16 protein-coding genes are annotated in these 13,233 nt (G+C 76.1%); 6 read left to right on the top strand and 10 right to left on the bottom strand.

The window, feature by feature from the left end; translation table 11 throughout:
• Positions 1–13: 13 nt before the first annotated feature.
• Entirely contained in the window at positions 14–466 is a 453-nt protein-coding gene (locus ACI780_RS09770; RefSeq protein ID WP_457002539.1) for a hypothetical protein, read from the top strand.
• A gap of 10 nt (positions 467–476) precedes the next feature.
• Here the strand turns inward: ACI780_RS09770 and ACI780_RS09765 are convergent, their stop codons facing one another.
• The 4 genes from ACI780_RS09765 to ACI780_RS09750 form a co-directional block, all read right to left on the bottom strand.
• Positions 477–1,025, bottom strand: a complete 549-nt coding sequence (locus ACI780_RS09765; RefSeq protein WP_457002537.1) for a TetR/AcrR family transcriptional regulator — start codon at positions 1,023–1,025, stop codon at positions 477–479.
• Positions 1,018–1,473 carry an SRPBCC family protein gene (locus tag ACI780_RS09760; RefSeq protein WP_457002535.1) on the bottom strand — a complete coding sequence of 152 codons (456 nt, stop codon included), beginning with the start codon at positions 1,471–1,473 and terminating at the stop codon, positions 1,018–1,020. Before ACI780_RS09760 ends, ACI780_RS09765 begins: the two co-directional genes overlap by 8 nt.
• A 142-nt stretch (positions 1,474–1,615) precedes the next feature.
• Complete coding sequence (locus ACI780_RS09755) at positions 1,616–2,485, bottom strand: RNA polymerase sigma-70 factor (RefSeq protein WP_457002533.1); 870 nt, start codon at positions 2,483–2,485, stop codon at positions 1,616–1,618.
• Entirely contained in the window at positions 2,482–3,054 is a 573-nt protein-coding gene (locus ACI780_RS09750; RefSeq protein ID WP_457002531.1) for a carboxymuconolactone decarboxylase family protein, read from the bottom strand. Before ACI780_RS09750 ends, ACI780_RS09755 begins: the two co-directional genes overlap by 4 nt.
• A 162-nt stretch (positions 3,055–3,216) precedes the next feature.
• On the opposite strand from ACI780_RS09750, the gene ACI780_RS09745 reads away from it, so the two are divergent.
• Positions 3,217–4,119, top strand: a complete 903-nt coding sequence (locus tag ACI780_RS09745) for a hypothetical protein (protein ID WP_457002529.1) — start codon at positions 3,217–3,219, stop codon at positions 4,117–4,119.
• A 56-nt stretch (positions 4,120–4,175) separates the two neighbouring features.
• Here ACI780_RS09745 and ACI780_RS09740 read toward each other — a convergent pair whose 3' ends face one another.
• The 3 genes from ACI780_RS09740 to ACI780_RS09730 form a co-directional block, all read right to left on the bottom strand.
• Entirely contained in the window at positions 4,176–4,637 is a 462-nt protein-coding gene (locus tag ACI780_RS09740; RefSeq protein WP_457002527.1) for a hypothetical protein, read from the bottom strand.
• Positions 4,638–4,732: 95 nt separating this feature from the next.
• Entirely contained in the window at positions 4,733–5,122 is a 390-nt protein-coding gene (locus ACI780_RS09735; RefSeq protein WP_457002665.1) for a VOC family protein, read from the bottom strand.
• Between the two features lie 80 nt (positions 5,123–5,202).
• On the bottom strand, positions 5,203–5,820 hold the full coding sequence (locus ACI780_RS09730) for a TetR/AcrR family transcriptional regulator (RefSeq protein WP_457002525.1): 618 nt from the start codon (positions 5,818–5,820) through the stop codon (positions 5,203–5,205).
• 23 nt (positions 5,821–5,843) lie between these two features.
• Here ACI780_RS09730 and ACI780_RS09725 point away from each other — a divergent pair, with 23 nt between their 5' ends.
• From ACI780_RS09725 to ACI780_RS09710, 4 genes are all read left to right on the top strand, one after another.
• A complete protein-coding gene (locus tag ACI780_RS09725; RefSeq protein ID WP_457002523.1) occupies positions 5,844–7,256 on the top strand; it encodes an NAD(P)-binding protein in 1,413 nt (470 codons plus the stop codon).
• A 205-nt stretch (positions 7,257–7,461) separates the two neighbouring features.
• Entirely contained in the window at positions 7,462–7,776 is a 315-nt protein-coding gene (locus ACI780_RS09720) for a hypothetical protein (RefSeq protein ID WP_456873025.1), read from the top strand.
• A 111-nt stretch (positions 7,777–7,887) separates the two neighbouring features.
• Positions 7,888–10,752, top strand: coding sequence for a BTAD domain-containing putative transcriptional regulator (locus ACI780_RS09715; protein WP_457002520.1), 2,865 nt, complete (start codon positions 7,888–7,890; stop codon positions 10,750–10,752).
• Between the two features lie 100 nt (positions 10,753–10,852).
• Positions 10,853–11,689 carry a class I SAM-dependent methyltransferase gene (locus ACI780_RS09710; RefSeq protein ID WP_457002518.1) on the top strand — a complete coding sequence of 279 codons (837 nt, stop codon included), beginning with the start codon at positions 10,853–10,855 and terminating at the stop codon, positions 11,687–11,689.
• Between the two features lie 55 nt (positions 11,690–11,744).
• On the opposite strand, the gene ACI780_RS09705 is transcribed toward ACI780_RS09710, so the two are convergent.
• The 3 genes from ACI780_RS09705 to ACI780_RS09695 are packed head-to-tail and all read right to left on the bottom strand — an operon-like array spanning position 11,745 to position 13,127.
• Positions 11,745–12,245, bottom strand: coding sequence for an inorganic diphosphatase (locus ACI780_RS09705; protein ID WP_457002516.1), 501 nt, complete (start codon positions 12,243–12,245; stop codon positions 11,745–11,747).
• Between the two features lie 56 nt (positions 12,246–12,301).
• Positions 12,302–12,754 (bottom strand): YdeI/OmpD-associated family protein, encoded by a 453-nt coding sequence (locus tag ACI780_RS09700; RefSeq protein WP_457002514.1) that lies wholly within the window; start codon positions 12,752–12,754, stop codon positions 12,302–12,304.
• 55 nt (positions 12,755–12,809) lie between these two features.
• Complete coding sequence (locus ACI780_RS09695; protein ID WP_457002512.1) at positions 12,810–13,127, bottom strand: hypothetical protein; 318 nt, start codon at positions 13,125–13,127, stop codon at positions 12,810–12,812.
• Positions 13,128–13,233: the final 106 nt, after the last annotated feature.

Below are 13,233 nucleotides of genomic sequence, written 5' to 3'. Positions count from 1 at the left end.
CGGGGGTGCGAACATGGGCAGGTCACGGGCGGTCCTGGCGCTGGCGGTCACGCCGTTCGCCATGGCGCTGGCGGCGGTCCCCGCCACGGCTGCGGCTGGCAACGGGGCGCAGGTGATCCTCTACGACTACTGCGACTCCGACGACGACGGCGGCACGTTCTGCGCGTCCGGCCGTTCCGTCTACCGGACCACCGAGACGCCCTCCGGGAACGTCGTGGCGGTGATCGAGACCGACTACGTCTTCTCGTACAGCGGAACCGACTGCTCCTACGCCACCTCCGGGCAGGACCACGGCACCTCGGTGTTGACCGCGAGCGGCTACCGTCAGGCGCACGGGGTCCAGTGGATCGACTCCCGGTTCAGCTGTGGCGGCAGGACGGAACACTGCGTCACCAGCATCAACATCGCCTACGCCGCGGGCGTGATCCGCCACGACTCACAGGAGACCACCTGCGAGTCCTCCTGAGCTGGAGTGCTCAGTGCTCCGCGGGCCGGCCGGCTCCGGGCGGCGGTGGGTGGAAGGCCGCGATCCCCTCGCGCCAGGCGTCCTCGGTCACGCCGTCGTCGGGCAGGCGGCCGTCGAGCTCGAGCACGGTCATCCCGTGGACGAACGCCCACGCCGCCCGCGCCCGCCGGGGGCTGCCCACCGCCCGGAGGAGGGGAGCGGCGGTCCGCGCCTCCAGGCCGGGGGGCATGTCGTCGCGGGGGAGCGGGCGCTGGGTCATCAGCCGGTACACGTGCGGATGGGCCGCGGCGAACGCGCGGTAGGCGTCGACGAAGGCGCCGAGCGGATCGGCGGCGCCGTCGACGGCGGACTCGAACCGCAGCGCTGCCTCCCGGAAGCCGTCGACGACGATCGCGGTCTCCAGCGCCGTCTTGTGCGGCACGTGCTTGTAGAGCGACGGCGCCCGGATGCCCAGGTCGTCGGCGATGCGACGCATCGTCAGCGCCTGCGGGCCCTCGCTCTCCAGGACCTCCCGCGCGGTGGCCACGATCTCCCGGGCGCGCGGGCTGAGCTCACGCACCCGGCGTGGTCAGCGAGCCCTCGGCCCGCTCCTTGAGCGCCCGGTCCATGAGCCCGAACGCCGGCCGGGTGCCGCGGTCGAGCGACCGGCCCACCAGCGGCAGCAGCACACCGCGGAAGACCTCGTCCTGCACGAGGTGGGTGCCGCCGCCGGAGCGGGGCTCGAGGTGGAAGGAGTGCTCGGCGTCGAGGAGGCCGGGCACCCCCAGCCGGCCGAGCCACCGCAGCCGCTGCCCGGCGACCGCCTCCAGCACCGTGGGCCGCAGGGTCATCGCCCGCCCCCCGACCGGTTGCATGCGCAGGGTCAGTCGCGCCCCGGTCCGGGCCTCGCCCTCGGCGCGGACGATGAAGGGGTTCCAGTCGGCGTAGGACGAGAACGCGGTCAGGACCTGCCACACCCGCTCGGGCGGGGCGTCGACGTCGATCTCGCTGGTCAGTCGCCTGCTCATGTCGACCCCTCCTCAGCTAACGCTGTTAGCCGATGGTTGCGCCGACGTGGCGGCCGCGTCAAGGGGTGAGGTGCCGGGACGGGGAGATCGGCGTCCGACGCGTCCGGGCCTGCTCCGCCCGGCGGCCGCGGGCGGGGATGGGTCACCGGCGCAGGTCGGCGACCTCGTCGAGGCGGCCGAGCTTGTGCGGGTTGCGCATCGCGTACACGTGGGTGATCAGGCCGTCCTCGACGACGAAGGTCACCGCTGTGTCGTTCTCGCCGCCGGGGTCGATGCGGGCGGCGACCGCGCCGTTGACCAGCGGCGTGGTGATCTCGACACCGGGTGCGAGGTCGGCGAAGCGGGACAGGGCCCGGGCCACTCGCAGCCGCCCCGCCACGGGGCGCCGGGCGGCGGGCGCGAGCCCCCCGCTGTCGGCGACCACCACGACGTCGGGCGCGAGGACGTCCAGGAGTCCCTGCAGGTCACCGGCGGTTAGCGCGGCGAGGAACCGGTCGACGACCCGCTGCTGCTCGGCGCGGCTCACCGTCGCTCGCGGGCGGCGCGCGGCCACGTGCTGCCGGGCCCGGTGCGCGATCTGCCGCACCGCGGCGGCCGATCTGCCCACCGCCACGGCGATCTCGTCGTAGGGCACGTCGAACACCTCGTGCAGCACGAGGACCGCCCGCTCGGTGGGGGAGAGGGTCTCCAGCACGGTGAGCATCGCGATGGAGACGCTCTCCGCCAGCTCGACGTCCTCGGCCACGTCGGGGCCGGTCAGCAGCGGCTCTGGCAGCCACTCGCCGACGTAGTCCTCGCGGCGCCGGGCCAGGGCGCGCAGCCGGTTGAGCGCCTGGCGGGTGACGATCCGCACCAGGTAGGCCCGTGGGTCGCGCACCGCCGCCCGGTCGGCCTCGGCCCACCGCAGCCACGTCTCCTGCACGACGTCGTCGGCGTCGGCGGCCGACCCGAGCATCTCGTAGGCGACGGTGAACAGCAGGCCGCGGTGGGCGACGAACGGGTCCTGGGTCATGCCGAGGGAGCCAGGGGCGGCAGACCGCAGGACGCCGAGAACTCCTGGGACCGGATGCCGAGTGCCACGTTCCCGCGCGCGCTGGAGTTCATGAAGCCGACCCTGGCGGTCAGCTCCACCAGCGCGGCCGGCCCCAGCTCGTCGAGCAGGGCGGCCGACATCTCGTCGGTCACGGCCGGCGGGGTCTGGCTCATCGCCTCGGCGTACTCCATGACACGCCGCTCCACGGGCGTGAAGACGGCGGACCGCCGCCAGCGCGGCACCTCCCGCACCTTGGCCTCGTCGAGTCCGCGGTCGTGGCTCAGGAAGTGGTGCAGGTCCAGGCAGAAGCCGCAGCCGATGACCCCGGCCGCGGCCATCGCCGCGAAGGTCGCCAGGTGGGGGTCCAGCCGATTCCACGCGTCGACCTCGCGGCCGAACGCCATCGAGTCCCTGAGCACGGCCGGGTGGTGCCACATCACCCCGGCGCCCTCCGGGACCTGACCGAACACCCTGCGGCTGATGATCTTCAGCAGGCTCCCGTAGACGCCGGTGATCTCCGTCGGGGGAACCCGGGTGGTGCTCGTCATGTCTCCTCCAGGTGTCGATGTCCTCGACATGGAGACACCGACCGCGCTCCCCGTGTGACAGCCGGGTTGCGCGACGCTCCACGCGGATTGCAGCGGGCCTGCAACGGTCCGGTCGCACGGTCGTCGCATGACGTGGACAGCAACACGACGCGGACCGGGCCGATGACCGGCACCGTGGCACCGATCGACGCCGAGCGCGGACGGGGCGCCCACCCGACCGCGGGGCCGGACGAGCGCTCCCTCGGGGCCGGCGCGCGGCGCCTGCTCACCGCCTTCGCCCTGCTCACCGCCCTGGCCACCCACCAGCTGCTGGTCCAGGGCGGGCACACCGACCGGCAGTGGGCGTGGACCATCCAGGCCCGGCCGACCGCTGCCTTCCTGGGAGCCGCGTACGCCGCCGGCCTCGTCCTGTCGGTGCTGTCCCTGCGGCAGCGCTCGTGGGAGCGGGTCCGCGTCGCGGTGGGAACGGTCACCGCGTTCACGGTCCTCACCCTGGCCGCGACGTACTGGCACGCGCACCGGCTGCACCTCACCGCGGCGGATCCCGGAGCGCGGGCGGCGGCCTGGGTGTGGGTGGCGGTGTACCTGACGGTGCCGGTGTGCGGCGTCGTGGTCCTCGTCCGGCAGCGGGGGAGCCGGGGACCGGGAGCCGTCCGCAGCTCCATGCCGGTCTGGCTGCGGTGGGTGCTCGCCGCGCAGGGCGTGGCGCTCGGCTCCGTCGGCGCCGTCCTGTTCGCCCTGGGCCTGACCCTGCACCACGGCACCCACCCGATGGCGGGGTTCTGGCCCTGGCCCCTGACCCCGCTCAGCGCCCAGGTGGTCGGTGCCTGGCTCATCGCGCTGGCCGTGGGCGCCGGACTGGTGATCCGGGAGCGGGACCTCGGCCGCCTGCGCGTCCCGGCCATCGCCTACGCGGCCTTCGGCGCCTTCCAGTGGGCGGTCCTGCTCCGGTACCAGGACGAGATGCGGGGCGGCCCCTCCCTCTGGGTCTACGGGGCCCTGCTCACCGTGGTCGTCGCCACGGGGGCCTACGGCTGGTGGGCCGTCGGGCGCCGCCCGGCGTGACCGGCCGCCGGTGCAGGTGGGCGCCGCCCACCTGCACCGGCGTCAGTGCGGGACGCTCAGGGGCGACCGGTCGAGGGGCCGTCCGACTTCGCGGGCGGCACGAGCGGGTCGGGCACGCCGGCACCGGTCAGCCCGGGGTCGCCCGCGCCGCCCACCGGCGGCGGCGGGGTCGCGGCGAGACCGACGTCCCCGGGGAGGGCGGGGTCGACGTCGACCGTCCCGGTGGACACCGTCGGCGTCGCGATCCCCCCGGAGCCGCCGGAGCCGCCCGAGCCGCCGGAGCCGCCCGAGCCGGGCGAGCCGCCGGAGCCACCCGAGCCGGCCTGCGTCAGCTTGTCGATGCTGCTCTGCAGCGGCGCCGGTGCGGCGTCCCGGGCCTTCTCCAGGGTCTGCTGGACCTCCGGTCGCCCGAGGAGGCCCTGCGTGGCCTGCACGATCTGCCGGTAGCGCTCCTTGCCGGCGCGCGCACCGAGCACGTACCCGACGCCCAAGCCGAGCCCCAACGTCACCTTGCCCATGTCTCCTCCAGCCCTCGCAGCCTGGTCGTGACGGTCCCTGCAGGGATATCGCGCGGGGCCGGTCCGCAAACCGGCTGCGGCTCGTGACCGGGCGGTCAGTAGGCGTCGCCGGTCCGCCAGGCCATCTCCTGCAGGGTCAGGGTGTTGCCGTCGGGGTCGGTGATCCCGGCGTACCGGACGCCGCCGCCGACGTCCACGACCTCGCCGACCTCGGCGCCGCGGGCCAGGAGGTCGGCGCGGGCCCGTTCGATGTCGGGGACCACCAGGTGCAGGCCGCGGATCGAGCCCGGCGCGGCGTCGTCGTAGACCGGCAGCCCGGTGCCCAGGCCGATCGAGCACGCCGACCCCGGCGGGGTCAGCTGCACCACCCGCACGCCGTCGGCGGGGGAGACGTCGATGTCCTCGACGAAGCCGAGCCGCTCCACGTAGAAGGCCTTGGCCCGGTCGACGTCGGCGACCGGGACGGGCACCAGCTCCAGCTTCATGTCCACGACAGCTCCCTCTCCTCACCGGCAGCGCCGTGCCGCCTGCAGGGGAGACGGTGCCGGAGGGCCGGGCTCATCGCTCAGCGGCGGTGGGCGTCGACCACCGTCCGCACCAGGGAGTCGCCGAGGTCCTCGGGATCGCCCTCGAGCAGTCCGGCGTGCCGCAGCGCGGCGACGCCGTGGGTGGCCGTCCAGCACGCCTGCGCCAGGGTGACCGCGTCGGGTGCGTGCAGGGTCCCGGCGTCGAGGCACTCCTGCGCCGCGGCGACCACCAGGCCGAAGGACCGCTCGCGGCTCTGCTCACGGGTCGTCCGGCCGGGGACGAACCCGGGGATCGCCGGGCCGAACATGACCGAGAAGAACGCCGGCTCGGCGACGGCGAAGCGGCGGTAGGCGCGCGCGAGCACGACCAGCCGCTCCGGGTCGCCCGCCGGTGAGGGGTCGGCCGCCGAGGCCGCGCGGACGGCGTCGCCGAGCCGGCGGAAGCCCTCCGCGTAGAGCGCGTCGGCGAGACCCGGCTTGCCGCCGAAGAGCGTGTACACCAGCTGCGTCGAGCCGCCGGCCGCAGCGGCCAGCCGCCGCAGCGACAGCCCGTGCGGACCCTCCTCGGCCAGCACCCGCGCGGCGATCTCGACCACCCGGGTGCGGCGGTCGTCGTCGGTGGGCGGCTCGGGCCACGAGCCGGATGACACTGTCATGACACTGTTATACCCTCGCCGTCATGCCCTCCGTCATCGACACCGACTACCTCGTCGTCGGCAGCGGCGCCACGGGGCTGGCGTTCGCCGACACGCTGCTCGACGAGACCGACGCACACATCACGATCGTCGACCGGCACGGCAAGCCCGGCGGCCACTGGAACGACGCCTACCCCTTCGTCACGCTGCACCAGCCCTCGGCCTTCTACGGCGTCAACTCCACCGAGCTGGGCACCGGCCGCAAGGACACCACCGGCCTCAACCGCGGGCTGTACGAGCTCGCCTCGGGCCCGGAGATCAGCGGCTACTACGACCGGCTCGTGAGCAGCCGCCTCGTCCCGAGCGGGCGGGTCTCCTACCACCCGATGTGCGAGTACGAGGGGGCAGGCCGCTTCCGCTCGCTGCTGTCCGGCGCCGTCACGCAGGTGCAGGTGCGCGACAAGGTCGTCGACGCCACCTACAACAGCCCGTCGGTGCCCTCGACCTCCACGCCGTCGTTCGCCGTCGCGCCCGGGGTGCAGCTGGTGCCGCCGAACGCGCTGCCGGGCCTGTGGAGCCGGCAGCAGTCGCCGCCGAGCCGCTTCACCGTGCTGGGCGCCGGCAAGACCGCCATGGACACCTGCGTCTGGCTGGTCCAGGCCGGGGCCGACCCGGACGCGATCACCTGGGTCGTCCCGCGCGACTCGTGGCTGATCAACCGGGTGACCACCCAACCCGCGCCGGAGTTCTTCGACGAGGTGATCGGCGGGCAGGCCGACCAGATGGCCGCCTTCGCCGAGGCCACCTCCACCGAGGACCTGTTCCTGCGGCTGGAGGCCTGCGGTGCGCTGACCCGCGTCGACCGCGAGCGCACCCCGGGGATGTTCCACCTGGCCACGGTGGCCCCCGGCGAGGTGGAGGTGCTGCGCCGCATCCGCGACGTCGTCCGGCTCGGGCGGGTCCGCGCGCTGGAGACCGGCCGGATGGTCCTCGACGACGGCGAGGTCGCCGTGCCGCCGGACACCCTGTTCGTCGACTGCACCGCCTCGGCCGTCCGGCGCCGCCCGGTCCAGCCGGTGTTCCAGGGCGACCGCATCGTGCTGCAGATGGTGCGGCTGCCCCAGCCGGCCTTCAGCGCGGCGCTGATCGCCTGGGTGGAGGCGCACCGCGACGACGAGGAGGAGAAGAACCGGCTCTGCGGGCCGGTGGCGTTCCCGCACACCCTCGACGACTACGCCGGCGCGACGATGACCACGATGTGGAACCAGTTCCACTGGTCGCAGGACCGCGAGCTGCGCCGCTGGATCCGTGGCAGCCGCCTGGACGGCTTCAGCAAGCTCGTCACCGCCGTCGACCGGGACGACGAGCACCGGCAGGCGGTGCTCGCCCGGTTCCGTGAGCAGGCGGTGGCCGCCATGGGGAACCTGCCTCGGCTGGCCGGCGCGACGGCGGGCTGACCAGGGCGGTAGGTCGTCACCCCGCCGTGACGGACCGGTCCGCGCTGCGGAGCGACCCGCCGCCTTCGGCGAGCCCGGTGCCGGAGCACCCCTCCTCGTGGCGCCCGCCGCGGCGTACGGTCCCCCGCCCCGGGGCCCGACGTCGTGGAGGACGGCCGGTCGGGCGGTCGTCCCGTCGGCCCCGCACGGGGACACGGGGGTCGTCATGCGCCTGCTCCGTCGCTCTGCCCTGCTCACCGCCGCGGTGCTCGTCGCCGTCGGCACCGCCGGCCCGGCCGCGGCCGCCCCGCCGCGGCCGGGGGAGTGTCCGGTGCCCTACACCGCGGCCGACCAGTCGCAACTGGCGCAGGCCCTGGCCGACGCCACGCCCGAGGACGACGTCGCGGAGGACCACCAGGCGACCGCCGCGGGTGCCTTCGCGCGGTACGACCGCAACGCCGACGGCCTGCTCTGCTACATCCCGATCGGCAAGGTGGGCTACGTCAACGTCATCGACGACGTCGTCCGCGGCCGCGCCTGAGTCCGGTCCCGGGGCCGTGCGCGCGGCTCCGGGACCGCGCGCCTGGCCCTCCGCCGCGGGCCGCCGCTAGGGTCGGCCGCGCCCGGCGATCCGCTGGCAGACGGGGCGGCGATGACAGGTGCAGCACACGTCCGCTTCTCGGTCCTGGGGCCGCTCCAGGTCGAGGACGGCGAGGGGCCGCTCGCCGTCGGCGGGCACAAGCCGCGCACCCTGCTGGCCGTCCTGCTCGTCGCCCGCGGTGACGTCGTCGCCGCCGACCGGCTGGTCGCCGCGGTGTGGGGGGACACCCCACCCGACGGCGCCCTGACCGCCCTGCGGGCCTACGTCTCCCGCCTGCGCGGCGTCCTCGGGTCCGCCGCCCCGCTGCGGCACCGCCCGCCCGGGTACTGCCTGTCCCTGGAGGCCGCGACCCTGGACGCCGCCGAGTTCGAGGAGCGGGTCCGCAGCGCCCGGGCCGCCGCCGCCGCGGGGGACCACGGGCGGGCGCTGGCCGACCTCGACGCCGGGCTCGCCCTGTGGCGGGGCGAGGCCCTGGCCGAGTTCGCCGACGAGGAGTTCGCCGTGGCCGAGGCGGCCCGGCTGACCGAGCTGCGCCGGGGCGCCGTCGCCGACCGGGCCGACGCGCTCGTCGAGCTCGGCCGGGCGGCCGAGGCGGTGCCCGAGCTCGAGGCGCTGGTGCGCGCGCACCCGTCCTGGGAGCGGCCCGCCGTCGCCCTCATGCGCGCGCGGTACGCGACCGGACGCCAGGCGGACGCGCTCGCCGCCTACCACGAGCTGCGGGCCCACCTCGGCGACGAGCTGGGGGTCGAGCCGGCCGCGCCCGCGCAGGAGCTGTACCGGCGGATCCTCGTCCACGACCCCGCGCTCGCCGCGACGCCGTCGCCGGGGAACCTCCCGCGCCGGGCCAGCGGCTTCGTCGGGCGGGAGCGGGAGGTCGAGCGGGTGCTGGCCGAGCTGCGCGCGGGGCCGCTGGTCACCCTGACCGGCGTCGGCGGCGCGGGGAAGTCCCGGCTGGCGGTGGAGGTCGCGGCCCGGGACCGGTCCCGCTTCCCCGACGGGGCGTGGCTGTGCGAGCTCGCGGCCCTCCCCGACGGCAGCCCGGTGGGCGACGCGGTCTCCGCCGCGCTGGGCATCCGGCAGCGGTCGGGGCTGTCCATCGAGCAGACCGTGCTGGAGTACCTGCGCGGACGCGCGCTGCTGCTGGTCGTGGACAACTGCGAGCACGTGCTGCCGCACGCCGCGGCGCTGGTCGCCGAGATCGTGCAGCACTGTCCCGGGGTGGTGGTCCTGGCGACCAGCCGGGAGCCCCTCGCCGTCGAGGGCGAGCAGGTGTGGCCGGTGCCCCCGCTGCCGCCGGCGGACGCCACCGCGCTGTTCGTCCAGCGGGCCCGGGCGGCGACGCCGGACTTCCGGCTCGACCCGGCCACCGCCGACGCCGTCGCGACCATCTGTGCCCGGCTCGACGGGCTGCCGCTGGGCATCGAGCTGGCCGCGGCCCGGATGCGGGTCATGAGCCCGGGGGAGGTGGCCCGCCGGCTCGAGGACGCCCCGCTGCTGGGCGGCGGGCGCGGGCCCGTGCCGCGGCACCAGAGCCTGGTCGCCGCGGTCGAGTGGTCCTACCGGCTGCTCTCCGAGCCCGAGCAGCGGCTCTTCCGCGGCATGTCGGTGTTCGCGGGGGGAGCCGACCTCCGCGCGGTGCACGGCGTCGTCGACCCGGGGGCGACCGAGGACGACGTCCTCGACCGGCTGACCCGGCTCGTGGACCGCTCCATGGTGGAGGTCCGCAGCGGCGTCCACAGCCGCTACCGCCTGCTGGAGACGCTGCGTGCCTACGGCCGGGCGCGCACCGACGCCGCCGGGGAGGCCCCGGACCTCGCCCGGAGGCACGTCGGCTACCACGTGGACCTCGCCGAGCGGGCGGGGCGGGGACTGCAGGGGCCCGACGAGCGGGCCTGGGCGGCGGACGCCCTCGGCGTGTACGACGACCTGCGCGCCGCCTTCACGCGGGCCGCGGCCGACCGCGCGTGGGACGCGGCCCTGCGGCTGGTGGCGGCCGTGCCGGAACTGGTGCACCTGCGGGTCGGCTACGAGGCCTACGCGTGGGCCGAGCAGCTGCTGCCCGTGGTCGACCCGGCCCACCCCGCCTACCCGGCCGCCGTCGGCGCCGCCGCCCGGGGCGCGTGGAACCGCGGCGACTTCACCCGGGCCGTCGCGACCGCGCGCCTGGCCGGCGACCGGGTGCCCCCGCCCGGGACCGCGCGCATCGCCTACCCCGGTGACGTGCTCGCCGACGTGGCGCTCTACGAGGGCGACGTCGGGACGGCGCTCGCGCACTACACGGCCGAGGCCGGACGCGCCCGCGCCGACGGCGACCGCATCCGCCTGGTGTGGACGCTCTACTACGTCGCCGTCTGCCACGCGGTGGACCGCCGGCCGGAGCGGGGGCTGGAGGCCGCGCAGGAGAGTCTCGAGGTCGCCGAGGCGACGGCCAACCCGACGGCGCAGTCGATGGCGCGCTACGCGCTGGGACTGGTGGTCAAGAAGTCCGACCCCGACCGTGCCCTGGCCCTGTTCGACCAGGCGGAGGAGCTGGCCGCGGCCGTGCGCAACTTCTGGTGGCAGGGCATCGCGATGATGGAGGCGGCGGCCACCCGGGCGGTGCACGGCGACCCGGTGGTGGCCGCGCGGGCGCTCGGCGCCGTCCTCGCGCACTGGGACCGCGTCGGGGACGCCACCCAGCAGTGGCTCAACCTGCGCTACGTCGCCCGGCTGCTGCAGCGGGTCGACGCGACGGAGGACGCCGCCGCCCTGCACGGGTTCCTCCTCGCCGCGGGCAAGCCCTCACCGATGGGCCCGCCCGGTCCCGCGGCGCCCGTCGTCGCCGACGTGCGCGCGGTCGAGGCGGCCGCCGTCGCGCACGCGCGCGCCGCCCTCGGCCGGGTCGTCGCCGGGCCGGTCCCGTCCGGGCGTGCATGACCCTGCATGCGGGGTGCAGCCGGCCTGCAACGCGCCGGCACCACGGTCGGTCCACCGCGGGACGACCCGCACGACCCTCCTGAGGACGAGGAGCAGACCGATGACCGACACCGTCGACGCGACCACCGCCGACCGCGTGCTCAAGACCCGGCACCGGGCGATGTGGGCGCTGGGCGACTACCCGTACGTGGCCCGGGACCTCATCCCGGAGCTGGGCCGGGTCCTGGTCGCCGCGGCCGGGGTGACCCGCGGCGACCGCGTGCTCGACGTCGCGGCCGGGACCGGCAACGCCGCCGTCCCCGCCGCGCTGACCGGTGCCGAGGTCGTGGCCTCCGACCTCACCCCGGAGCTGTTCAACGCCGGGCGGGAGGCGGCGGCGCGCGCCGGGGTGGAGCTGACGTGGGAGGAGGGCGACGCCGAGGCGCTGCCCTACGCGGACGCGAGCTTCGACGTCGTCCTGTCCTGCGTCGGTGTCATGTTCGCGCCGCACCACCGGCGGGCCGCCGACGAGCTGGTGCGCGTCTGCCGCCCGGGCGGGCGGATCGGCCTGGTCAGCTGGACGCCGGAGGGCTTCGTCGGCGAGATGTTCCGGGCGATGAAGCCCTACGCCCCCCCGCCCCCGCCCGGCGCCCAGCCGCCGCCGCTGTGGGGCGACGAGCAGCACGTGCGCGAGCTGCTCGGGGACCGGGTCACCGACGTCGTCGCCCGCCGGCAGACCGTGACGGTGGGCGGCTGGGAGTCGCCGGAGGCGTGGCGGGACTCGTGGAAGGCGGTGTACGGGCCGACGATCGCCACCTACCGCAGCATCGCCGACGACCCGGAGCGGACCGCGGCCCTCGACCGCGACCTCGCCGCCCTGGCCCAGCGGTACGACCGCGGCACCGGGTCCACCGTGCTGGAGTGGGAGTACCTCCTGCTGACCGCCCGGCGCGCCTGACCGGCCCGGCGGCCCGGCGCCGGCCCGCCGTCCGGCGGACCTCAGCCGGTCGACGTCAGCCGGTGGGGGTGGCCGCCTGCTCGGCGAAGCGGCGGCGGGCGTCCTCCAGGGCGGCGACGGCCTTCGCCCGCTGCTCCCAGCCGCGGGTCTCGGCCGACTTGCCCGGGGTCAGCGCCTCGTAGATCTCGAAGAAGTGCCAGATCTCGGCGATCTGGTGCATCGGGACGTCCTCGAGCTCCTGCAGGTGCTTCTGCCGCGGGTCGGTCGCGGGGACGCAGAGCAGCTTGGCGTCCGGGCCCTGCTCGTCGTTCACCCAGAACACGGCGATGACCCGGGCCCGCACCAGGCAGCCGGGGAAGGTCGGCTCGCCGAGGAGGAGCAGGGCGTCGATGGGGTGGCCGTCCTCGGCGAGGGTGTCGGGGACGAACCCGTAGTCGCCGGGGTAGCCGGTCGCGGTGAACAGCATCCGGAGCAGCCTGATCCGGCCGAGACGGTGGTCGTACTCGTAGCGGTTCCGCGAGCCCTTGGGGACCTCGACGATCACGTCGGTTTCCACGGACACCTCTCCTCCGGCGGTGGGGCCCCCGACACTCGCCGAGCGCCCCGCGCGCGTCAACCGGAGCGCCCCGACAGGGCGGTGACCACGGCGGTGACCCGGCGGGCGCGGGTCTCGGGCCGCTTGGCGTCGGTCACCGACCGCACGTGCTCCTTGCGGTGGCTGGGCGCCAGCCGGTCGAAGGCCTCCCGCACCCCGGCCGCGGCGAGCGCCTCGGTCAGGTCGGGCGGCACGTCGACGGTGCGCTCGGCGGTGTCGGGGGTGACCAGCACCTCGACGGTGTCCCCGGTCTCGACGCCGAGGGCGGTCCGGCGCTCCCGGCTGAGTCCGATCAGGTTCTCCCCGCCCATCCGGGCGAGCCGTGCCTCGACGGTCACCGGGCCGATCGTGATCCGGACGGGGAACGCCCGCCCGGCGCCGAGGCCGGCCACCTGGTCGTCGGTGAGCACGATCGCCGCCGCCGGACCGCGGGGCTCGAGGGTCGTCGTCAGTCGCAGCTCGGGAGGCACGCCGGACAGCCTGACCTGCCGGGTGTGCTGACGGAAGGGCCCCGGTCCGGCGTCCTCAGGCGGCCAGCCGGTGGTGGTGGCAGCGCCCGCCGGCGGTGGCGCGGGCGGCGCAGGGCGCACCGGCCCGGGTCACCCCGCCGCTGTCACCGCAGCGAGCGGGCCGCGCGGGCTGCTCGACGACCAGCGCCGGACGGGGGAAGGGCAGGACGACGGCGTCCGGCTCCGGCGCCGCCGCGGACTCCACGCCACGCCTCGTGGCGGGGCCGACGGTGGGAGCCGGGGCCCGGCGGCCGGCGCGGCGGTGCAGGGCCGAGGCGGCGGTGAGCCCGGCGGTGAAGGCGGCGAGGGCGGTGGCGACGTGGCTGGCGCGCATGCCGTCCTCATCGGCCGACGGCGCCCGGCCGGGAACGCGGGAGCCCCGTGCGCCCCACGCGTCACGGGGACCACCACGGCCTCCCTGCAGTAACGGAACCGGACCG

This window comes from Geodermatophilus sp. SYSU D00814 (assembly GCF_054050055.1).
Note: the sequence above shows the minus strand (reverse complement) of the source record. Positions and strands in the feature narration are given on the sequence as shown.